Below are 21,521 nucleotides of genomic sequence, written 5' to 3'. Positions count from 1 at the left end.
TCTTTAAAATTCTAAAATAATAAATTTTCCGTTGAATTTACAGTCTGTCAAACAAATATTGCAAACTATAAATTATTACTCAATTGAACTAAGTAAATTAATTAAATAACTCCTGCAACGCATTGCTAAGACTCTATTGATCAAATTCATGTCGGGGTTTCAGGAAGAGTAGCCCAAACGCTCGCGGAAAAATTACACCAGTTAAGTCAACGCAACTAAGTATTATGTGTTACCCACCAGCCTTTAGTTACAGCAATAGCTGATCGTTATTTTTGCGTAAATAAGCAAACTATCAATCAAAGCAAAAGTAAAAAGCTAACAATAGCAATACCGAGTAGCGTACCGTTGTCAGAGTTACTATCTTGGATAATTTAACCACTCTCCGAGAAGAACTAGCGCAGTTAGCTGGTGGTAAATCTGCAAGTGATGCGATCGCGTTTGCAGAGTCTCTATATATACAAATAATGATCGCATTCCTGCCTCTAGTGCAAAGTGCGATGCCTACGGCGGGCTGCGCCTACGCATCCCGAAATAGCTTATTTCCGTTTTGAGTTTTAACACCTGATATTTTCTTCGCGTTGATCCCTGAAATAACATGGTATTCTCACGGAAGCAGAAGCTCCCAAAAAGAATTAAATTCCTATTTTCCTGAGATGAAGCTCAATTTTCAGGAACTTTACCCATTGTCGGCGAATCATTAGTGCCAATCCCCGATACCCAATATCGTGATCTAAAATTGTTGGGTATTTTATAAATTTGCGATCGCCACTATACGGATGATTGAAGTTGAACATCTGAGTAAAATATACGGTTCCACCCCAGCGATTACTGATGTCACATTTAGCGTCGAGCCTGGGGAGATTTTAGGATTGTTGGGCCCCAATGGCGCTGGAAAAACCACAACCATGCGGATTCTGGCTGGTTATTTACCGGCAACCAATGGGAATGCCCGGATTGCTGGTTATGATGTCCATGAAAATTCTCTGGCTGTGCGCCAACGGATTGGTTATTTACCGGAAACACCGCCGTTATATCCAGATATGACGGTAGAGGGATTTTTGCATTTTGTCGCCCGAATTAAGGGAGTTCCAGGAGGCGATCGCCCCAACAAGGTAACAGCCGCTATTGAACGCTGTAACTTAGAAGATAAGCGGCGGGTGATTATTCGCAAACTCTCTAAAGGATATCGCCAAAGGGTAGGAATTGCTCAAGCGATCGTCCACGATCCACCAGCGATCATTTTGGATGAACCCACCGTTGGACTCGATCCCCGACAAATAATTGAGGTGCGGAATTTAATTAAAAGTCTCGCTGGTACTCACACAATTATTCTTTCCACGCACATTCTGCCAGAAGTGAGCATGACTTGTAGCCGCGTCGCCATCATCAATCGCGGTAAAGTTGTAGCAACTAATACACCAGAAAATCTGATGACTCAGTTGACAGGTGGCTCAGGGTATGAATTGGAAATAGAAGGAGAAGCCGCTCTAGCGAAACAGGTATTGCAAAAAGTTGCGGGTGTGAGTTTGGTAGAATCAATTCCCACAGCCGGAATGCACGGTCATCAACCCCAGGAAAATCGCGCTTACCTGCGAGTAATATCGCAACCCGGAAAAGAACCAGGAAAGGATATTGCCACAATATTAGTGCGTGCAGGATTTGGTTTACATGAACTGCGGCGAGTTAACGCCACCTTAGAAGATGTATTCTTGCAACTAACCACAGAAGAAAAGAATTTCGATCCTGAGGTAGACTTAGCAGCAGACAACGAAGGAGAAGCAGCGTAAATGGGTATAGTGCTGAGTAATATTATTGCCATTTATCGCCGAGAGTTACAGAGTTATTTTGTATCACCTTTAGCTTATGCGATCGCAGGCATATTTTGGTTCATTGCCGGGTTATTCTTCGTGATGATTTTGCTAGGGCCAGACGGCATTTTGGTAGGAGTCGCGGCAATAGATGCACAAGGGCAACAACTGGGAGTGCCAGTACCACCGATAGATGTTCCCTACGAATTTATCCGGGCATTTTTAGATCGCATGGGATGGCTATTGTTGTTTATTCTGCCCATACTGTCGATGGGACTCTATGCCGAAGAACGGAAGCGGGGCACTTTAGAACTATTAGCCACCTCACCAATCACCAATTGGGCGGTAGCTGTAGGTAAATTATTAGGCGTGATCACATTTTTTATCACAATGGTTGTACCCATGCTAGTGTTGGAAGCGATCGCTATCAGCGGCTCAAATCCACCAATGACACCCGCAATTCCCTTACTCGGTCATTTTGGATTAATCTTACTAGCAGCGGCAATTTTATCTGTAGGAATGTTTATTTCCTCATTAACAGACAGCACAATTTTGTCTGCCGTTCTTACTTTTGCAGTAATTTTATTATTGTTATTGATTGATTTAATCGCCAAAATTGTCCCTGGTCCTGTAGGCGAAGCTTTAGGTTATCTGTCGTTACTGAAACATTACAACACTTTAATCCAAGGCATTTTTGATACTAGCGCTTTAATTTTATTTGCCAGTTACATTTTTTTGGGAATCTTTCTCACAGCTCAATCAATTGATGCACTGCGCTTTCAAAGGCAGTAGTCATTTGTCATCTGGTACATTGCCAATTGAGTTTAAGTAGGAGTTTAATTTTGGTGCTAGTTTGTTAATGATTGTTTTAATTACATTTATCTGTTCGTTAATTAAAAGATTACGAGGTAAGCCCGTTTTAACCAATGTTGAGTTTCATTCAAAGAACCTCTCGCTATTTTGATAAAACGTCTATTTTTTTGAAAACTACCTCTTCCTACACCTTCCGCTATATTGATACCGATACTATCTGCCGAACGGACAATTTGTTTACCAATCGTATCTTTTGCAAAAAATTTTCATCCTTCAACAATTTTCCAAATGTTATCTGCTAATTGTTCTGATAATTGATACACCTGTAATTCTTGAAACTGCTTTGTTGCCATTGATTCAGTTGTCTTGCTAATTTTTATTTAATCAATCAATTTTCGTGCATATATTTTTAATTGTCACTAATTTGTGATATATGACCAACGACAAATAATAAATGACCAATGACCAACGATCAACGACCAATGACAAATGACAAATATGAAAATAATTGCAAAAAAGAAACTGTGGAAATATCTGTTTTGGTTGGGCCCGTTCCTAATTACTGTCGGCTTAACAGTTGGGTTAGTCTCTGAACAGTGGGGATTAATTCCATTAGTATTTTTAATTGCGGGAATTGTTATCAGTGGGTTGGGGATAATATGGCAAAGCTACCAGAGTAACTGGTGGAACCGTCGTTCTACCCAAGCTGGGACTAATGCCCTAGTAGCGACTATAGCAGTACTAGCAATTTTGGGACTGATTAACTTTTTGGGGACTCGCTATCACTTGCGGGCAGACTTAACAGAAACTCAATTATTTACCCTTGCACCCCAATCACGTGAATTAGTAAGAGTTTTGCCACAGCCTGTCAAAGTGTGGGTGTTTGATGTTAACCAAAATCCCCAAGACCGAGAACTACTAGAAAATTATCAACGCCAAAGCTCAAAATTTAAATACGAGTATATCGATCCCCAAGCTAGACCAGGACTTGCAGAAAAGTTTGGCGTTAAAGATTATGGAGAAGTTTATTTAGAATCTGGCGATAAACGGCAATTAGTACAAACAATAAATGAAAATGAGCGATTGTCAGAAATTAGATTAACTAGTCGCCTACAACAACTAACAAATTCAACCACAGCCAAAGTTTACTTACTGCAAGGTCATGGCGAACGCCAACTTTCGCCTGGTAAAGATGCAATATCACAAGCAGTTCAGGAATTAGGCGACAAAAATTTCACAACATCACCCCTGAATTTAGGAGAAACTTCTAAAGTTCCTCAAGATGCGGCTGTAGTAATAGTAGCTGGCCCCAAACGAGGACTGTTTGAAGGAGAAGTCAAAGCTTTGCAAGATTACCTTAATCGCGGCGGTAACTTACTGCTGATGATCGATCCTAACACCGATCCCAAACTTAACAGCTTGTTACAAGAGTGGGGTGTTCGTTTGGATAATCGTTTAGCAGTCGATGTCTCTGGCGAAAGTGTTGTGGGACTTGGCCCTGCTGCGCCCTTAGTAACAGAATATGGAAAACATCCAATTACCAAAGATTTCGGTAACGGCAATTCTTTTTACCCGATTGCCCGACCACTGGAAATTACCTCTGTGCCTGGTGTTCAGGCTACTCCACTACTACGAACCAAACCCTACCCCAGCAGTTGGGCAGAAAGCGATCTCCAAAGCGAAAAATTGGAGTTTAATGCAGATAAAGATCTCAAAGGCCCTTTAACCTTAGGCGTTGCTTTAACAAGAAAACAAACATCTAAATCTACTTCTACTCCCCAAGCTGCACCTACACCTTCACCCCTACCATCACCAACCACTCAAAGCAAGACTAGCCCTACTCCTTCCCCTTCCGCTAAGACTCCGCAAGCCTTACCTTTACCATCGCCAAATACTCAAAGCAAGACTAGCCCGACTCCTTCCGTCAAGACTCCGCAAGCGTTACCCCTAACATCACCAACCACTCAAAGCAAAGCTTCCCCCACTCCCCCTGCTCCCCCTGCCTCCCCTGCCCCTCCTTCCCCTGCTGTTTCATCTCAAACAGCTACCGAGTCACGGTTAGTAGTTTTAGGAAATTCCGATTTCGCCACTGATGGTTTATTTCAACAGCAATTAAATGGAGATGTATTTCTCAACTCAGTTACTTGGCTGAGTCAACAAGATGAGCAGCCCCTTTCCATTCGTCCCAAAGAACCGAAAAATCGGCGGATAACCCTGACAACCACACAAGGTAATCTTTTAATATTGTCATCTCTGTTGGTTTTACCCTTAATTGGGTTTGCGATCGCAGTTATTATTTGGTGGAAACGACGGTAGAGTGAAGAATTCTCCTTCAATTCCAATGACAAATGACAAATGACTAAAAAATGAAATTGCCGCGAACAACTTTAATTTTGATACTGCTAGCGCTGGGTTTAGGTGGTTTTGTTTACTTCCATGAAATTCGGGGTGCAACTGTGCAAAAAGAAATCAAGGAGCAAAAGCAGAAAATTTTCTCTTTTGGAGAAGATGATGTGCAGTCTTTAACAGTCAATACAAAAAAACTCACCCTAAATCTGGAACGTAACCCTGAATCTTCTAGTCAGCCCAAGTGGTTAATCAAATCTCCTATATCAGGCCCAGCAAATGACGCTATTGTTTCTTATTTAATGGATTTATTGGTCAAAGGTAATAGCGATCGCACTTTATCAACTCCCGCAAAACAGCTTGGAGAATTTGCTTTAGATCCACCCCAAGCAACTATTAATATCACCCTGAAAAACCGACAAATCCATCAGTTAATTTTAGGTAAATCTAACTTTAACGGTCGTTTATTGTATGCTCAAGCTGACCCTACTGCTAAACCCGATGGTAATATAAATGTGCTGTTGGTATCTACGGATTTTGCAAATGCCGTGAATCGGGAATTATCAGAGTGGAAACAACCTGTAGATAATAGTCAGAAACTTCCTCCGCTCACCATTCCCAATCCGACTCCGACAAACAGCAAATAATTAATTCAAAATCTGGCGTTATTACCATGACAAATCCGACAGCAACATTGCTGATTTCCTGCCCCGATCGACGGGGATTGGTGGCAAAATTTGCCAATTTCATCTATTCTAACGGTGGTAATATTATCCATGCAGACCAGCACACAGATTTTGCTGCTGGGTTATTCCTTACGCGCATTGAATGGCAGTTGGAGGGGTTCAATTTGCCACGAGAATTTATTGCCCCGGCTTTTAATGCGATCGCACAACCTTTAGGTGCTAAATGGGAAATACGTTTTTCTGATACAGTACCACGCATTGCTATTTGGGTAAGTCGGCAAGACCATTGTCTGTTTGATTTAATTTGGCGACAACGCGCTAAAGAATTTGTTGCTGAAATTCCTTTAATTATTAGTAATCATACTAATCTCAAAGTAGTGGCAGAGCAATTTAATATCGAATTTCAGCACATTCCCATCAATAAAGATAATAAATCAGAACAAGAAGCCCAACAACTAGAATTACTACGTCAGTACAAAATAGATTTAGTTGTATTGGCAAAATATATGCAAATTGTTAGTGCAAATTTTATTAGTCAATTTCCGCAAATTATTAATATACATCATTCATTTTTACCAGCTTTTATCGGAGCAAACCCTTATCACCGAGCTTTTGAACGTGGTGTGAAAATTATTGGTGCAACAGCCCATTATGCCACTCCTGATTTAGATGCAGGCCCAATTATTGAACAAGATGTAGTGCGAGTTACCCACCGTGATGAAGTTGATGATTTGGTGAGAAAAGGTAAAGATTTGGAGAGAGTTGTATTAGCAAGAGCGGTGCGATCGCACTTACAAAATCGTGTATTGGTATATGGCAATAGAACAGTAGTCTTTGAGTGATTTTATATCCGAAGGAATGTAATTGTACGAGAGATGAGTATAAAAATATTAAGAGTTATCGCTGGGTTTACAAAAGTGAAGTTAAATAGTTAACAGCCTGATAGTAAGAAGATATTATGATCTCTGACAACTTCATCGTCCGCAAAATGAACAGGTCGGAAATTGATTTGGCGATTACTTGGGCAGTAAGCGAAGGTTGGAATCCAGGAAAGTATGATGCTGAATCTTTTTATCAAACTGACAACAACGGTTTTTTATTGGGCGAGTTGAATGGTGAGCCAGTGGGGTGCATTTCTGCTATTGCTTACGATCAACACTTCAGTATTCTAGGTTTTTACGTTGTGAAACCCCAATTTCGTGGGCAGGGGTTCGGTATGAAAATTTGGAAGACAGCAATTGACTATCTAGGTACTGACCGTAACATTGGTTTGGATGGTGTACTAGCTCAACAAGATAACTACAAAAAGTCTGGCTTCCAAATCGCTTATAACCATATTCGTCATCAAGGGGTGGGTGGCGGTGTTGTGCCTGCTGGTATTGTCGAACTCAAAACAGTGCCTTTTGAAGAATTGTTAGCTTACGATTGCCAACTTTTTCCTTCTAAGCGTTCAGTGTTTCTGCGACATTGGATTGAACAGCCAGAAAGTACTGCTTTCGGGTTTCTCAAAAATGGGGATCTTGTTGGTTACGGAGTTATCCGGTCTGCTCATACAGGTTTTCGGATTGGGCCACTGTTTGCTAATGACGAAGAGATTGCTGAAGCATTATTTCAAGCATTGCTTGCAGAAAATCCTCATGCTCCAGTGTTTATTGATGTGCCGGATGCAAATGTACAAGCGATTAACCTAGTTCAACGTTACCAATTGCAGCCAGTCTCTCAAACTGCTCGGATGTACACTAAAGAAATTCCTAATTTATCTATTAATCGCGTCTTTGCTGTGACAAGTGTGGAACTAGGTTAGAAACCGACAAACAATGTATTTAGATTAGTTAGCTAAAACTAATGTCTCATCTTTCGATTCATCTCTCACTTTAAAATAGTAATAAAGATTACCAACAGTTAAGTCTGATACCTGTTGTAAATTAGATGTAACTAATGTTTTATAACCAGTAATTCCAGCTTGTTCACTAATATAAAATTCTTACTCTCGATGTAATTCAAACTTAAATAGAAATAACAACTGGTTACGAAGCGAAGAAAAATGAGATTTTCCGGCTAAACTCTCATATACTAATTGTTCTGGCGGTTCTGCTAAATTGTTTGTGGAGTAGTGAGTATTTGAGTTATTAAAATCAGCGCTACTTAAAAGTTTTAATTCTGATGAAGGAAGCGATGCCATCCAATCAACATGATTTTGCCACGAATCCAATACTGCTAAATCATAATTTTTAATGCGGATAATTTCGGGAAAGATAAAATTAAGCTCATCATGTGATTCACAGCGATTAATTACAGTGAGAGCATCTTGACAGATTTTGTCTTGAAGGTGAGACAAGCGATCGCTCGCTGCTGAAACCTCATTCTGTACCTGACTTTTCCTGTTAAGTCTTCAAAGGCTTACTCACAATAGATTTAGGAGAAAGTACAGCATATATATATGGTACAGTAATTAAAATTCGGTGCTAAAGGTGACAACAATGCTGGACTGGTGGGAGAAAAATTCCGCAAAAATTTCGGTGCAGCTTTTGTAGGATGAGATTAGACGATGAGGAAAATATGAAACTGGTGAATTTGATGAATTGCGCTGCTTGGCTGCTCTTTGCTATGGCCTTTGCAGTTGTCGATCAAAAAAGCGCCGCCGATCCAGGATTCGATTTTAAAGGTCGCCTGCTCGTCTCAGTGTCGGACGCAGATATGGTTCCTTCGGCGTATATTGACGGCAACCTCGGTGCGGTGGACGGGACGGACGCGCTTTCGGTCATTCGCTTGGACAGAGCGCTACGCGAACAGAAAGCGATTGAAATTCCTGCCAGCAATTCGGTCACGGGTCCTCCCTCGGCTCTCGCCGTCACGCCCAACGGCAAATACGCCGTCGTCATCGAAACACTTGGACAGCGCACGGCAGGCAGGTCAGATCAAAAGCTCAAAGACCTTCCTTTAGGACGCACAATCACAGTCGTTGACTTGTCCAACCCCGACCGTCCGCGCGTCAGTCAGCAAATCGAAGGCTTTCGGCAGCCGGTAGCGGTGGCGATCAACCACAACGGTACGCTCGTCGCCGTTTCATACAGACCGGGCGGCGACGGCAAAACGACACCGCTCGCCGTTTACCGTTTCCAAAATGGCAAACTGAGTGCGCCGCTTGTGCCGCAAATTCCTGGCTGGACAGCGGGCGATTCGCTATCCCACGTCGAGTTTCACCCGACAGAGAACATTCTCGCGCTGGTCAACGAGACAAAGCCGACTCTCTCATTCGTTCGAGTAAGTGATAACGGAAGTGGCATCACGCTCGCGTCTTGGGGCAATACGATTCAGATAGAATTTAATCCGTTTCAGATGCGTTTTACTCCGAACGGACGCTGCGCCATCATCAACTCGGCTTACACTGGAGCTGCCATCACCGGTCCCGGCTCGTATTTCTTTTCACCGCGTGGCTCGGTGCAGAGCATCCGGCTCGCGGCGGATACAGCAGCGGACGGTACGCCTATTCACCGGATGATTGCGCGAGCCAGCACGGGTTTTATCCCTGAAGGCTTAAACATCAGTCCCGACGGACGATGGATCGTGACGACCAATCTTGAAAACAGCGCGTTTGCCCCAAACGATCCGCGTCAAGAATTCTTCTCGTCGCTGACGCTGCTGCGGCTCGATTCCGAAAACGGTTTCTTAAACCGCGTCGGTGATTTCGCGTTCGACGGCGTATTGCCAGAAACAGCGGTGTTCGACAACTCCAGTCGCTATCTTGCCGTCACTAACTTCACCGATTTCGACCAGCAGCAAAAGGGTGGTTCGATAGATTTTTGGCGGCTCGTTGAAAGCCGCACCGAGCCGCAGCGCGTCGAACTGGTTAAGACAAATTACTCCGTTCCGGTCACGCGCGGGGTGCACACAATGAAGATTGTTCGTTGAAGCCTACAAGATACAGAAATAAAGCGAAAAACTATTGAATCAGGGTTAGCAAAATTTGCAGAATCACAATATAAAATAACAAAGGAAATAAACCAATATATTAGTTCAATTTTTGCAGCATTTACGCACAAGCAACGAAAAATCGAACCACAGAGAAGCCAGTGTGTTGGGGAGACACTGCGTTGCGCGGGTTCCCCGCGTTGAAGCAAGTGTCGTCGGGTTTCCCGACTTGAAGCAACTGGCGCGACACAGAGAACACTGAGAAATAAGAGTTTGAAAGTTTTTTTGCATAATTCCTATTTTGAAAGCAAAATTCAATCGTTTTCCGCTGTGATCGTACAAGCGATCGCACTTTACGAAAATCTCCTCGAACAGCAGGAAAAAGCTCACAATGAAACCCTGGAACAACGTGAGGCACAAAAGATGTGGATTTACCAAAAGCGCCAAGAACTTGAGCAAGTACAGAATGGGCTGGAAGTCATTCTCAGTAAATACACCAGCGATGCCTTCGGCGGGCTTCGCCAACGCAAAAATTAAGCAACTCAATGACTTCAAAAGACATATTACAGACATCTTGCACACTGTTATATCTGGCTAAAATGCTGTAAGAAGCGATCGTGCTTTGTTATAGTCGCCGGTCTCATAATGTCATTTACAGATAAACGTCCTCTGGGTTGGTTGTTGCAGCAGTTTCAACTCCAGCCAGGTAAGCCCGCCCTTTCCTCTGGATTGCGTAGCCTTTTTATACTGGGTGTTCCAATTGGAATTGGCATCATTACAGGTCATGCTGCTGAAAGTGCCATCGCCACTATGGCAGCTTGGTTCGTTGGGATGGTAAATGTTGACGGAGCCTACCGTCAGCGAGCGATTGCGATGATCGCAGCTACGATTGGAGTAACTGTGATGTTCCTAATCGCAAGTCTGGTTAGCAGTCATCTCTGGTTAGCTGTCCCGACCACATTCTTAGTAATATTTATCACAGGTTTAGCAAATCTCTATGGCAACGTGGCTGCATCTGTCAGCTTGATTACTTCGATTATGTTTGTGATTGCGCTGGCTAGATTCGCTGCATTTTCTAATTTGCCTACTCTTATTCAACACTGTGGGCTATGTCTGGCTGGTGGAACATGGACAACTGTCTTGTCATTAGGACTGTGGGTGGTGCGTCCTTATGTACCTGCAATGCAGATAGTCGCTAACTGTTATTTCTCATTAAGCAATTTTGTGGACTTGGTAGGTCACAGAGCATTAAATTTAAAGGATCGTCAGGAGTGGGAACAGCGATTTTTGCAAGCTCAGGATACAGTTATTCAGAACTTGACATCTGCCCGTAGTGTCTGGACAACTATCTGGACTAGGCAAAAAGGAGCTAACCTACAAGGAAATCAGTTACTCGTATTAATCGAGGATGTAAATCAAATTGTCAATTCTGTTGTCGCACTGAACGAACTAATGGCGATCGCATCTGAACATCATCTATTTTCTCAGTTACAGCCAGAAATTCAGCAAGTGATACAACAGTTGGCAATTGCTCTGCAAATGTTATCACAAGCGATCGCCAAAGGAAAAAACTCACCTCACTTAGGGGATCTGGATCGGAGTGTTGAAGCACTAGAACACCAAAGGCAAGTTCTGCGTTCTCAAGTCCTCAATCAAACCATTACTGCTCAGACAGATGACTATTTCGATCTAGTTAACCTTAGGAAGATTACAGCCAGTCTGGCAAAGATAGCAGAGCAAATTCATACTGATGCAGAGATTGCTACAGATTTAAGTCAAGGAAAACTGCGTAACAGCATTGCCCAGCGAGATATTTCCCCCCCAGCCCAACCAGAGCCTTCTACAATTATTGATACACTGCGAAATAATTTCACTTTTGATTCAGTCCTTTTTCGTCATGCGTTGCGTCTGGCACTAATAACAACGCTTGCAGAATTACTTGCCTCGCTATTCCAACTACCTAGAGGTTACTGGATAACGCTAACAGCTTTAGTTGCACTTAAACCCAACTTTGGTGGAACGTCACAGACAACAGTCCAAAGAGTCGTTGGCACTATTTTAGGTGGAATTATTGGCATTGCTCTGATTTTACTAGTTAAGAATCAATTGGCGAGTGCAGTTTGTTTCCTGCTGTTAGTGTTTGTGGCGATGTCGGTGCGATCGTTAAGCTACAGCATATTCATCATACTGCTCACTCCTGCCATTATATTGCTACTCAACATTATTAGTGCAGGTGGCTGGAAGGTTGGAGTATTGCGGATCTTTGATAGCTTGGCTGGGGGTGTCTTAGCGCTGCTTGGTAGCTATTTGCTTTTTCCTCGTTGGGAACGACAGCAACTTCCTGCACAATTGGAAAAGACAATTCGAGCTAATCTTGCTTACTTTCAACAGGTGATTGCTAACTACCTCCATCCAGAACATAATGCATTTGGTGATTCTATCAACATGCTACGCCACCAAGCAGCCCTAGAAAACGTCAACGCTAACGCTGCTGCTCAACGATTGTTCAGCGAACCTCGTCACATTCAGGGAGAAATCGAACCTGTAATGACGCTGATGGCATACATTCGTGGCTTTTTCAGTTCGGTAACAACTTTGGCAGAACATCTGCGGGAATTTAGCGGCGAGTACCAATTTACTGAACTTAAGCGACTTGCCGATACCATTGTCCAAGTTTTGGAAAACTTAGCAGATGCCCTTGGGCAGGGACAGCCACCCCAACCATTACCAGCGCTGGATAGCTATCTCGAAGCAATTCACAACCAAATCCAACAGCTACATACTGCTCGATTATCAGAGATTGCCACCAATTCCAACACTTTAACTCCCACATTACAAGCCGTTCGAGAACAAACTCTGCTCTCCACAGAATTGGATCGAATTGTTAATGAAATTAAAGTTATGCACTGTGTAATTGCTCGTCTGCAAGAATAATTTTCTTTTCGCGCTGGCGTTGCGCTTTGTGCATCACGCGGGTGTTAACCTCTTGATTTTTGGCGTTGCATAATTGCGGGATGATTTTACTAGTTTTGTGGGATGGGCATCTTGCCATTGGTGTCAAGTTAAGGCAGAAGCCCAAATGTCAAAGGTATGTTCATCGAATTCGGGGTTTCGTTTATTGAATTCGGGCAGCCGTTTATTGAATTCGGGCAGCCGTTTATTGAATTCGGGCAGCCGTTTATTGAATTCGGGGTGTCGTTTATTGAATTCGGGGTGTCGTTTATTGAATTCGGGCAGCCGTTTATTGAATTCGGGCAGCCGTTTATTGAATTTGGGTAGCCGTTTATTATTTTTGCCAAACTAAATGCCAGGCTATGAGATACTTTACTTGAGTGGGTCGTGTCCCCAATTTTTCAAAGAATAGCACCAGCGTGTGTGTTCCAAATCACCCGATGGCTGCTGTGCAAGATGACGGTGGACGTAACTAATAACTTTCTTCATGTGCGAAAGATCGTCGTTGGTATAATCATCCTTTCTCTGCAATAGCTGGATGATACGCCGTCCAGATTTATGACCAATTGACTCATCGTCGCCATCCTTTTGCCCGACAGTTTGTGACTCATCCGTATCTAACCAAGACTCTAGTTCCTTGGGTGTCATATTGACAACTTGATGAAACTCGTCAATCACCGCTTTCACATCTTTACTCATGACTAAGCATTATTCCTCTACTTTCTTAAGAGCATCAGGCTTGTGAACAGCTTGTTTTCCTGTTTGATCGCTTTCAACTAAATACTCAGGGTTATCTTCGCTTGCAGCAACATGATGTTCTTTAATATCTGTAGGTGAAGTAAGCTTCTTTACTACTTTGCCAGTTGTCTTGCCTTGTGAAGTGTTCCATTCAACCCGATCGCCTTTTTTGAATTGTTCAGTCACATTCATCTCCTAATTTGATGTTTTATACCTACTAAGGTCACATTATGTCTGCGACTTGAAAAGTAACCATCATTCTAGTGATAGAGAAAATATCCGCTAACGATTTGTCCCTTATCAGCGTTAAGAATGAACTCATCATTTAAAAGCTTAGTAACTTGACCGGAGATAGTAGTAACACGAGCGTTTGGCAAATTGTCAATTTGGTTTGGTGCTTTCTGCGCTTCCACCTCAAAAGAAATTAGCAACACAAACAAGCTAGTTAGGACGATGCTGGATATAAGATTGAAATTCATTTGTTAAGAGACCATTTATAAAGTAAATCTTAAGTAGGATGTGTTATGCCGTAGGCTAACGTACCGCTCATAACTTGGTGCGTTAGGCGCTCATGTCATGTTTCTCGTGAAACTTATATCAAAATATGTGCCTAACACACCCTACAATAATTTTATTTTTACTTTATAAATGATCTCTGATTTACTTTTGTTCATTTCTTAAATTTTGTCTTAGCTTATCTTGACGTATTCTTAGTTTATATTCTTCAACCGCTTGTTGATAAAGAGCTGAACCCTGGATAATAAAATTGGCACTAAGTGTAATATTTTTCTGTCCACAAGCATTATTGATAAATTTCATGTTTCTTACTTGAGCTAGAACAGTATTATCTAGTTGGGCATTACCGCTAGAACTATTCAAGTTTGCTTTAATAACATTACCTTGCTCATCAATATCTAAAGCTACTATTGCTCGTCCTTCAATGCCTTGATGTCTTAACTCGTCTGTATATTGAAAATTGCATTTTATACAATCAACTTTAGCTTGACTTACAGTTACAAAAACTTTTGGTAAGCTTTTGTTACCTGTTACTACAATAATAACGTGATCGCTATTCTCAGAACTCACACTAATAGATTGAATTCCTATTACTGGATTATCTCGACTGAATTTACTACCACAAGGTAAAGACAATTGAGCTTTAGATATACTAAATATACGTGTGTTATCTTGTATTCTAGGAAAACTTAGCAAATTTGTCAGCGTAGGAGTAACTAAGATAACTTCCAGACCTTTTTCAGTTAATTTATATTTAATTTCAGTAATTTGTGTAACTTGCGCTAATACAGGTTGAGCAATCAATACTAAGAAACTAGTACTCAGAGAAAGCAAAGAAAATAGATAATATTTCATAATTGTTTACCTAAAACAATATAGTAGTACCAATTTAATCATCTCAAATTCTCAAGAATAATTTAGGATTGCTATGAGCTGATTCGTATAAAGTAAATGGCATTTGAGTTTACTGTGACTGAATTTGCTCAAGTTAATGCAGCGATCGCTCAAGCTTTAAGATTACCAATAAGAGGATGTTTGAAAAGTGGTTGACTGTGATTTTAATCACCCCCCTTAATCCCCCCTTGTAAAAGGGGGAAACCGGAAAATCTAATTCCCTCCCCAATACATCGGGAGGGTTAGGGTGGGGTAAAAAATATTTTATACATCAGCTATGACTTTTCAAACAACCTCTAACAGCAATAAAGCAGTTGATATGTTTTCGCCTTGAGAACTAAGGAACTTTCAAAGAACAAATTAATCAACCAAAATCAAAAATCCACACTTAAACAATTAAATTTTACTTTGCTTATATTGAACTGGCGAAGCTATCACGAATTGCAAACTAATCAGTTTAGTTTAAAAACAGAGTATAACCATAGACGTTGCTCTTAGAGAAACGCGATTTTATAGTCTTGGATTTTAATTCTCAAGTTCCTTAGCATATTCTCAACTTGAGGAATGCGATCGTTTAAAGAGATACATCTGTCCAATGGTAGATAGGTAGTAATAAATATTGTCCCCACTATGGTATTCATTCTAGGGGTGTATATTTCGCATTATGAAAAAGCTGTCCAGTACTAAATTATTGGCTGTGCAAGCAAAAAATCCTGCAAAGCATACAGGGTATAGGTTTTAATCCTTTTCAAAGAATATTGTTTTTATTTAACTCCTGTATTTTTAGCACTTAATAAAAACCTATACTATGTTAACTTAACCTATAGTTAACTTATCCTTAAATACAGTATGCATACCAACTTACTGTATTTTTTGTAAGTTAGCAAAGTTAGGTGTGCTGATGCTGAAGACTCAAGATCCCACACAAGTGTTGATACTGTTAATTGGAGGTTCAACGCTGCTTCTGTACGGAGTGAGACTAGTTACTGATGCAATGGAGCGGGCATTAGGTTCGCGTCTGCGGGTGGTGATGATGAGGCTGGCGAGATATCCTCTGGCAGCTTTTATATCAGGGATTATCGTAACTATGCTGACCCAAAGCTCCACAGCAACTGCCTCGGTGATGGTAGGACTGGTTAGCGCTCAGTTAGTACCCTTAGCAGCAGCAGTAATCATGCTACTAGGAGCTGCCGTAGGCTCTACATTGGTCGTGCAACTGCTGGCGTTCCACATTACTGAATATGCACAAGAGTTCCTGGGTTTAGCGGCAGCGTTTGCGCTGTTGACTCGACATCAGGCACTGCGGGATGTTGGTCGTGGTGTATTCAGTTTTGGATTGGTGTTGCAGGGTTTAGCAATGATTGACGCTAGTAGCGCCCCCATTGCCGATAATCCGATTACGAATGAAATTATGCAGGCACTCTCCCAGTCTCCTTTAGTACTGATATTACTGGGTATCTTGCTGGCAGCAGCATTTGTCTCTAGCATCGCTGCAATCGGAATTGTTATGGCTTTGGCTGGAGGAGGTGCCCTGCCACTAGAAGCGGCTTTGGCAGTAATGCTAGGTGCCAATATTGGCACAACACTCATGCCCTTACTCACTGCATTGAACCGAGGCAGCGTTGTTGGACGCCGACTAGGATTTATTTATGTTGGCACTAGGCTCGTTGGGGGAGTATTGGTGCTGGCATTGCTCAATCCCTTGACAGTGTTATTGACTCGTCTGCTCCCCAATCCTTCAACACAAGTAGCATTAGCACACCTGGGATTTAACTTAATATTAGCGATCGTTTTTGTGCCACTAGCAAGTCTACTTGCAGACTTAGCTACCAGACTCCTTCCAGAACCTGAGACAGAAAAAAAACTAAGTGCACGCTACCTTGATCCTAATGCATTGACGTTGCCTGCCGTTGCACTCGGTCAAGCAATGCGTGAGGTTATGCGGATGGCAGATTTGTCCGCAGAGATGTTACAGCTTAGTATTCAAGCGTTTGAAGACGGGGTGAAAGATTTACCTAAACAGATTGGGGCACTCGATAACCAGCTTGACGACATGGAAACTGCTATTAAACATTATCTGATTCAAATAAATGATGAATTGCTAACGACAGAACAGTCGCAACGGGAGTTAACATTGCTTTCTATCAGTACGGAATTAGAGGCAATTGGCGACATCATCGACCGACAACTTATGCGATTAGCCCGACGCAAACGGCGCAAACAAATTGCTTTTTCTGAGCCAGAGTGGAACGACATTGTTGCTTACCACGGTGAGGTGTTAGGACTGCTACAACGAACACTAACAGGGCTAGCTGCACAAGACGTAACTATTGCAGATGAAGTATTATCCCAGCGGCAGTGGCTCAATCAATTTAAGCGGGAAATTTATCTCCGGCATCTCCAGCATCTGAGTTCAGGAGATCCTGTCAGTCTTAATGCTAGTTCCATTCTCTTAGAGATGGTTAATGCAATGAGCCGTATTCTTTCTCATATCAGTAGCATTGCCCGTGCTATTCAGGGAGAGTTGTGATTTATTAACGGGATTTAAAGATTTTTGAGAGAAAAATAAGCCTCAAACCCATGCATAGTAAGGTAAATAGACCAAATGACCAAAAATAGACTAAACCCAGATATGCCAATAAATAAAGTAAAGTGATGTCGAAGTCTCTCTATAATGTACATTAATTCTTACATAATGAAGAAATATTAAGTTGCATTCAGAAAACTCTCAATGAGCCAAACTAGCCTAAATTTAGTTGCAATATCTATCTTTCTCATGACCCTATCGGTACTGCTGGGGCCATTCTTAAACTTATCACCAGCAGTACCAGCACTTGCTACCTTCACCATCTTAGGCATAGCGACATTAGATAGTTTCAGCTTGCAAGGCAAGGGTGGTACTATCTTTTTAGATTGGATTGCTGGTTTTTCAAGTGAACACCGCGATCGCATCGTCCACCACGAAGCAGGACATTTCTTGGTTGCTTACCTATTGGGTATTCCCGTTACCGGCTACACACTCAGCGCTTGGGAAGCCTGGAAACAGGGGCAATCAGGCCAAGGCGGCGTTAGCTTTGATGATGGCGAATTAGCATCTCAACTAGAAGTAGGTAAAATCAGCGCCCAAATGCTAGACCGCTACTGCACTGTTTGGATGGCGGGTATTGCTGCTGAAACCCTGGTTTTTAATAATACTGAGGGTGGAACTGATGACAAAAGCAAACTGATAGGAGTCTTGACAATTTTAGGCTTTTCTGAATCAGTTTATCAGCAAAAACTGCGTTTTCATACCCTCCAGGCAAAAACTCTACTAGAAGAAAATTGGTCTAGCTACGAGACTTTAGTTAGTGCCATGCGACAACGCACTTCTGTAGAAGATTGCCATACTGAGTTAGGAGGAGGGAGTGGGAAGTAAGAAGTTATATCAAGTTATACCAATTCAAAATTCAAAATTCAAAATTAAGAAAGCCAGATAGAACAAAGGTTTGGTAGTATGTATCTGTCGCATTCTTTTTTAAAATTGGTATTAGTAATGAAGAGTTTGTAGCAAGCACTTTAGTGCTTAGAAAATAAGGACTAAAGTCTTTACTACGAACTGATTAACATCATCTTAAACAGAAAAATTATTCAACTCTGGCGCGGAGTGCAGGAGATGGAAAAAGATTTTTAAATCCAGCTTGTCGCTCATTTAAAGATTCTAGAGCATCGTTCCAAAGACTTTCATAATAAAAGAAAATTACGCCTAGACCCCGTTCTTGGGCAGCCTGCACCTGAGACTTAATTTGCTGCATGGGAACTGGATTATTTCGTAACCCTGTCATAATCCCAACTCCAGTTGGAATTCTTTGTTGCGCTTCTTGAATTTCTGCACGGGAAATATTTGCCACAAAACTTTTCAGATCGGGACGATAATTTTGCACAATTAACTCGTCCACAATATTTTGTCGCATCCAACTCAGCCAATCTTGCAAGTGAAACTTGTAAGCAAAATCATAGTAATTAGGAGAAACAGAGAAAATCGCCTGGGGTTTTCTCTGTTTCACAGCTTGATTAAGTTTTACCATGAACGCTGTAATCTTGTCTGCGCGCCACTTTACCCATGCCGCATCTTGAGGATTTTTTGGGGGAGGATTCTTGGTTTCTTTGGTGTACAAAGCAACTGTATATTGATCGTAGCCAAACTCGTGAGGCAAACTCATGTGATCGTCAAACTGAATGCCATCGGCATCATATTGAGTAACAGTTTCCAGCACAAGATTAGTGATGAACTGTTGCACTTGTGGAAGGAACGGATTGAGCCACATCACCTCACCAGCCGCACTGATTGAAGTTTGGCTACCATCCTGCTTTTGTGTGAACCAATCCGGGTAATTCATTGCTAGTTCTGACGTTGGGGGAGCCATGAAGCCAAACTCAAACCAGGGAATCACTAGCAATCCTTGGTGATGGGCTTGGTTAATTAGGTCTGCGAGAATATCATGTCCATCTGAACCTTTGTAGACAAAAGGCTGAATACCTGCACGTTGTGCTAGGGCACTAGGATACATCACATAGCCAGAATTCCATACCACAGGATAGATTGTGTTGAAGTTCATTCGTCGCAGTTGACTCACTGCATCCTGCACCTTGTCCCGATTCTTGAGGGTGTCAAAATCATTAGTGGTCATCCAAACCCCGCGAATTTCCTGACGGGGTATCTGTGCAATCGCAGGGGTGAAACTGTCCAACAGCAACACAGTAACAAACGATATTAAAATAAGAATCGGAAAAAAAGACTTGAGTAGTCGCCGCCAACTTTGAACAATAAATGATGATTTCATGGATTTGAATGATGCATTAGCTACCCACACAAGCCACTGCTCACTTTTACGATTGAATCTACTAACCATATAGTTTATAAGTATTTATGCTTAGTACAGAATTGATGAGTTAGTAGTTGTTCGTTCCTTGCTTATGGAAGGAACTTTTGCACCAAAAAAAACTAAAGCAAACAAATTAAGATAGTTGACGCAGTTAGTAAGCATTTGTGCCCAATAGATATTTTTGGTATGGGGAATGGGCCAAACAGGGCATTGAGAAGAGATAAGGAAGAAACTTGTCCCCTGCTCCCCTGCTCCTCTGCTCCCCTGCCCCCTGATCTTCACATTCCCCCACACCCCACCTGTGTCACAATAAAGAACTGTAATAAAAAAAATATTGTTAAGGTAATTTAGTGAGTCCAACTGCTCAATCCACGGCAAGTGCGCGTCGCGTAGTATTTCCTTTTACGGCAATTGTCGGCCAGGAAGAAATGAAACTGGCGCTGCTATTGAACGTGATTGACCCCAAAATTGGTGGTGTAATGATTATGGGCGATCGCGGCACCGGGAAATCCACAACTATCCGGGCGCTGGCGGATCTGCTACCAGAAATTTCTATGGTTGCTAATGATCCCTTTAATAGCGATCCTAGCGACCCCGACTTGATGAGCGATGAAGTCCGCCAACTTTTAGAACAAGGGGCGGAAATTTCCATAACTCACAAAAAAGTCCAAATGGTAGACCTGCCGCTAGGAGCTACAGAAGACCGAGTTTGTGGCACAATCGACATCGAGAAAGCTTTATCTGAAGGTGTCAAAGCTTTTGAACCGGGACTGTTGGCAAAGGCTAATCGCGGCATTCTCTATGTGGATGAAGTCAACTTACTAGACGACCACCTTGTAGACGTGTTACTCGACTCCGCTGCCAGTGGCTGGAACACTGTAGAACGGGAAGGTATTTCTATCCGTCACCCTGCACGTTTTGTGCTTGTCGGTTCTGGAAACCCCGAAGAAGGCGAACTACGCCCCCAATTACTCGATCGCTTTGGGATGCACGCAGAAATTCACACAGTCAAAGAACCAGCCTTAAGGGTGCAAATCGTGGAACAACGTGCGGATTTTGACCAAAATCCCCCAGTATTTCTCGAAAACTACAAACCCCAGCAAGAAGCATTGCAAGAGCAAATTATCACTGCTCAACAGCTTTTGCCAGAAGTGAAAATTGACTACGATCTGCGGGTGAAAATTTCTGAAGTCTGTTCAGAATTGGATGTGGATGGTTTGCGGGGTGACATTGTTAGTAACCGCGCCGCCAAAGCCTTAACAGCTTATGAAGGACGCACGGAAGTTACAGTTGATGATATTCATCGCGTAATTACGCTATGCTTGCGTCACAGACTGCGGAAAGACCCTTTAGAATCGATTGATTCTGGCTACAAAGTCGCCAAAGTTTTTAGCCGTGTCTTTGGCGTCGAACTACCAGAAAGTGATACTGCACAAAAAAACGGCACAGGTCAAAAGTTAGGGGCTAGGGGTTAAAAGTTAGGAGCAAAGCCGGAGACACTCCGTCTCCGGTGAAGAGTTAAGAGTTAAGAGTTTTGAATGAAAAGCTGCTTTATAACTGACAACTTTAATTCCTCACTCAGCACTAAGTATATAACTCACAACTAACAACTTTAATTCCTCACTCAAAATTCAACACTAACTATGAGAATTTGGTCTTTTTGGTTCAACAGCTTTGTTCTATCTAGCCAATACAACCCGCCCAGGTTTGTAGAATTATTGATGCTCTTATTAGCGATCGCTATGTTGGCAATAGCCAGTATTTTACCCAATGAGATACCCTATTTAATCTTAGGCTTGAGCTTAATAGTTGGGGCATCTATTTCTATCTTGGTGCGGGAAGCGATCGCCCCTTCACCCCAGAGACGAATTACCCAACTAACAGCATCCCTATTACTGATCATCAGCCTCTATGGCTTTGCTGACTTAATGTACAGTATTTAATGGCGAGTAGGGAATAGAGAATAGGGAATGGGGGAAGAAACTTAATTAACA

20 protein-coding genes and 2 pseudogenes are annotated in these 21,521 nt (G+C 42.1%); 15 read left to right on the top strand and 7 right to left on the bottom strand.

Annotated features, from left to right (window positions below):
• Positions 1 to 138: 138 nt before the first annotated feature.
• The 3 genes and pseudogenes from V7K56_RS30030 to V7K56_RS30020 form a co-directional block, all read left to right on the top strand.
• Positions 139 to 551: pseudogene (locus tag V7K56_RS30030) on the top strand (hypothetical protein); the annotation flags it as partial.
• Between the two features lie 225 nt (positions 552 to 776).
• The gene (locus V7K56_RS30025; protein WP_334916611.1) at positions 777 to 1,787 is read left to right on the top strand and encodes an ABC transporter ATP-binding protein; all 1,011 of its coding nucleotides are present in this window, start codon (positions 777 to 779) and stop codon (positions 1,785 to 1,787) included.
• Positions 1,788 to 2,600 (top strand): ABC transporter permease, encoded by an 813-nt coding sequence (locus V7K56_RS30020; RefSeq protein WP_334916609.1) that lies wholly within the window; start codon positions 1,788 to 1,790, stop codon positions 2,598 to 2,600.
• Here the strand turns inward: V7K56_RS30020 and V7K56_RS30015 are convergent.
• A pseudogene (locus V7K56_RS30015) lies at positions 2,601 to 2,974 on the bottom strand (four helix bundle protein).
• Between the two features lie 145 nt (positions 2,975 to 3,119).
• Here V7K56_RS30015 and V7K56_RS30010 point away from each other — a divergent pair.
• From V7K56_RS30010 to V7K56_RS29995, 4 genes are all read left to right on the top strand, one after another.
• Positions 3,120 to 4,937, top strand: a complete 1,818-nt coding sequence (locus V7K56_RS30010) for a GldG family protein (protein ID WP_334916607.1) — start codon at positions 3,120 to 3,122, stop codon at positions 4,935 to 4,937.
• A 50-nt stretch (positions 4,938 to 4,987) separates the two neighbouring features.
• A complete protein-coding gene (locus V7K56_RS30005; RefSeq protein WP_334916605.1) occupies positions 4,988 to 5,614 on the top strand; it encodes a DUF4340 domain-containing protein in 627 nt (208 codons plus the stop codon).
• A gap of 26 nt (positions 5,615 to 5,640) precedes the next feature.
• The gene (gene purU, locus V7K56_RS30000; protein WP_334916603.1) at positions 5,641 to 6,495 is read left to right on the top strand and encodes a formyltetrahydrofolate deformylase; all 855 of its coding nucleotides are present in this window, start codon (positions 5,641 to 5,643) and stop codon (positions 6,493 to 6,495) included.
• A gap of 116 nt (positions 6,496 to 6,611) precedes the next feature.
• The gene (locus V7K56_RS29995) at positions 6,612 to 7,457 is read left to right on the top strand and encodes a GNAT family N-acetyltransferase (protein WP_334916601.1); all 846 of its coding nucleotides are present in this window, start codon (positions 6,612 to 6,614) and stop codon (positions 7,455 to 7,457) included.
• Between the two features lie 180 nt (positions 7,458 to 7,637).
• Here the strand turns inward: V7K56_RS29995 and V7K56_RS29990 are convergent, their stop codons facing one another.
• Positions 7,638 to 7,991: a hypothetical protein gene (locus V7K56_RS29990; RefSeq protein WP_334916599.1), complete on the bottom strand. Its 354-nt coding sequence runs from the start codon at positions 7,989 to 7,991 to the stop codon at positions 7,638 to 7,640.
• Positions 7,992 to 8,212: 221 nt separating this feature from the next.
• On the opposite strand from V7K56_RS29990, the gene V7K56_RS29985 reads away from it, so the two are divergent.
• The 4 genes from V7K56_RS29985 to V7K56_RS29970 all read left to right on the top strand — a co-directional run bounded on the left by V7K56_RS29985 (position 8,213) and on the right by V7K56_RS29970 (position 12,844).
• The gene (locus V7K56_RS29985; protein ID WP_334916597.1) at positions 8,213 to 9,565 is read left to right on the top strand and encodes a hypothetical protein; all 1,353 of its coding nucleotides are present in this window, start codon (positions 8,213 to 8,215) and stop codon (positions 9,563 to 9,565) included.
• Positions 9,566 to 9,850: 285 nt separating this feature from the next.
• Complete coding sequence (locus V7K56_RS29980) at positions 9,851 to 10,102, top strand: hypothetical protein (RefSeq protein WP_334916594.1); 252 nt, start codon at positions 9,851 to 9,853, stop codon at positions 10,100 to 10,102.
• 108 nt (positions 10,103 to 10,210) lie between these two features.
• Positions 10,211 to 12,499: an FUSC family protein gene (locus V7K56_RS29975; RefSeq protein WP_334916592.1), complete on the top strand. Its 2,289-nt coding sequence runs from the start codon at positions 10,211 to 10,213 to the stop codon at positions 12,497 to 12,499.
• Positions 12,500 to 12,655: 156 nt separating this feature from the next.
• Positions 12,656 to 12,844 (top strand): hypothetical protein, encoded by a 189-nt coding sequence (locus tag V7K56_RS29970; protein ID WP_334916590.1) that lies wholly within the window; start codon positions 12,656 to 12,658, stop codon positions 12,842 to 12,844.
• 45 nt (positions 12,845 to 12,889) lie between these two features.
• Here V7K56_RS29970 and V7K56_RS29965 read toward each other — a convergent pair whose 3' ends face one another.
• The 4 genes from V7K56_RS29965 to V7K56_RS29950 form a co-directional block, all read right to left on the bottom strand.
• Positions 12,890 to 13,216 (bottom strand): DUF3140 domain-containing protein, encoded by a 327-nt coding sequence (locus tag V7K56_RS29965; RefSeq protein ID WP_334916588.1) that lies wholly within the window; start codon positions 13,214 to 13,216, stop codon positions 12,890 to 12,892.
• A 9-nt stretch (positions 13,217 to 13,225) separates the two neighbouring features.
• Entirely contained in the window at positions 13,226 to 13,441 is a 216-nt protein-coding gene (locus V7K56_RS29960) for a DUF2945 domain-containing protein (RefSeq protein ID WP_334916586.1), read from the bottom strand.
• 74 nt (positions 13,442 to 13,515) lie between these two features.
• Positions 13,516 to 13,734: a hypothetical protein gene (locus V7K56_RS29955; RefSeq protein WP_334916584.1), complete on the bottom strand. Its 219-nt coding sequence runs from the start codon at positions 13,732 to 13,734 to the stop codon at positions 13,516 to 13,518.
• Between the two features lie 181 nt (positions 13,735 to 13,915).
• A complete protein-coding gene (locus tag V7K56_RS29950; protein ID WP_334916582.1) occupies positions 13,916 to 14,626 on the bottom strand; it encodes a TonB family protein in 711 nt (236 codons plus the stop codon).
• Positions 14,627 to 15,566: 940 nt separating this feature from the next.
• Here V7K56_RS29950 and V7K56_RS29945 point away from each other — a divergent pair.
• Positions 15,567 to 17,195 carry a Na/Pi cotransporter family protein gene (locus V7K56_RS29945; protein ID WP_334916580.1) on the top strand — a complete coding sequence of 543 codons (1,629 nt, stop codon included), beginning with the start codon at positions 15,567 to 15,569 and terminating at the stop codon, positions 17,193 to 17,195.
• A gap of 201 nt (positions 17,196 to 17,396) precedes the next feature.
• Entirely contained in the window at positions 17,397 to 18,080 is a 684-nt protein-coding gene (locus V7K56_RS29940; RefSeq protein ID WP_334916578.1) for an ATP-dependent Zn protease, read from the top strand.
• Positions 18,081 to 18,288: 208 nt separating this feature from the next.
• Here the strand turns inward: V7K56_RS29940 and V7K56_RS29935 are convergent, their stop codons facing one another.
• On the bottom strand, positions 18,289 to 19,485 hold the full coding sequence (locus V7K56_RS29935) for a glycoside hydrolase family 10 protein (RefSeq protein ID WP_442940251.1): 1,197 nt from the start codon (positions 19,483 to 19,485) through the stop codon (positions 18,289 to 18,291).
• A gap of 392 nt (positions 19,486 to 19,877) precedes the next feature.
• Between V7K56_RS29935 and bchI the strand changes: the two genes are divergently transcribed.
• Both bchI and V7K56_RS29925 read left to right on the top strand, forming a co-directional pair.
• A complete protein-coding gene (bchI, locus tag V7K56_RS29930; RefSeq protein ID WP_334916573.1) occupies positions 19,878 to 21,002 on the top strand; it encodes a magnesium chelatase ATPase subunit I in 1,125 nt (374 codons plus the stop codon).
• A gap of 168 nt (positions 21,003 to 21,170) precedes the next feature.
• Positions 21,171 to 21,470, top strand: coding sequence for a hypothetical protein (locus V7K56_RS29925; RefSeq protein ID WP_334916571.1), 300 nt, complete (start codon positions 21,171 to 21,173; stop codon positions 21,468 to 21,470).
• The last annotated feature ends 51 nt before the right edge of the window (positions 21,471 to 21,521 follow it).

It is taken from the genome of Nostoc sp., from assembly GCF_036917535.1.
GTDB lineage: Bacteria > Cyanobacteriota > Cyanobacteriia > Cyanobacteriales > Nostocaceae > Nostoc.
The sequence above is the reverse complement of the archived record's forward strand: the minus strand, read 5'-3'. Positions and strand labels throughout refer to the sequence as shown.

Bases quoted from the DNA above. Each gene is read 5' to 3' on its own strand.
- V7K56_RS30025 (WP_334916611.1), top strand. From the start codon at position 777: ATGATTGAAGTTGAACATCTGAGTAAAATATACGGTTCCACCCCAGCG.
- V7K56_RS30020 (WP_334916609.1), top strand. From the start codon at position 1,788: ATGGGTATAGTGCTGAGTAATATTATTGCCATTTATCGCCGAGAGTTA.
- V7K56_RS30010 (WP_334916607.1), top strand. From the start codon at position 3,120: ATGAAAATAATTGCAAAAAAGAAACTGTGGAAATATCTGTTTTGGTTG.
- V7K56_RS30005 (WP_334916605.1), top strand. From the start codon at position 4,988: ATGAAATTGCCGCGAACAACTTTAATTTTGATACTGCTAGCGCTGGGT.
- purU (WP_334916603.1), top strand. From the start codon at position 5,641: ATGACAAATCCGACAGCAACATTGCTGATTTCCTGCCCCGATCGACGG.
- V7K56_RS29995 (WP_334916601.1), top strand. From the start codon at position 6,612: ATGATCTCTGACAACTTCATCGTCCGCAAAATGAACAGGTCGGAAATT.
- V7K56_RS29985 (WP_334916597.1), top strand. From the start codon at position 8,213: ATGAAACTGGTGAATTTGATGAATTGCGCTGCTTGGCTGCTCTTTGCT.
- V7K56_RS29975 (WP_334916592.1), top strand. From the start codon at position 10,211: ATGTCATTTACAGATAAACGTCCTCTGGGTTGGTTGTTGCAGCAGTTT.
- V7K56_RS29970 (WP_334916590.1), top strand. From the start codon at position 12,656: ATGTTCATCGAATTCGGGGTTTCGTTTATTGAATTCGGGCAGCCGTTT.
- V7K56_RS29965 (WP_334916588.1), bottom strand. From the start codon at position 13,216: ATGAGTAAAGATGTGAAAGCGGTGATTGACGAGTTTCATCAAGTTGTC.
- V7K56_RS29955 (WP_334916584.1), bottom strand. From the start codon at position 13,734: ATGAATTTCAATCTTATATCCAGCATCGTCCTAACTAGCTTGTTTGTG.
- V7K56_RS29950 (WP_334916582.1), bottom strand. From the start codon at position 14,626: ATGAAATATTATCTATTTTCTTTGCTTTCTCTGAGTACTAGTTTCTTA.
- V7K56_RS29945 (WP_334916580.1), top strand. From the start codon at position 15,567: ATGCTGAAGACTCAAGATCCCACACAAGTGTTGATACTGTTAATTGGA.
- V7K56_RS29940 (WP_334916578.1), top strand. From the start codon at position 17,397: ATGAGCCAAACTAGCCTAAATTTAGTTGCAATATCTATCTTTCTCATG.
- V7K56_RS29935 (WP_442940251.1), bottom strand. From the start codon at position 19,485: ATGAAATCATCATTTATTGTTCAAAGTTGGCGGCGACTACTCAAGTCT.
- V7K56_RS29925 (WP_334916571.1), top strand. From the start codon at position 21,171: ATGAGAATTTGGTCTTTTTGGTTCAACAGCTTTGTTCTATCTAGCCAA.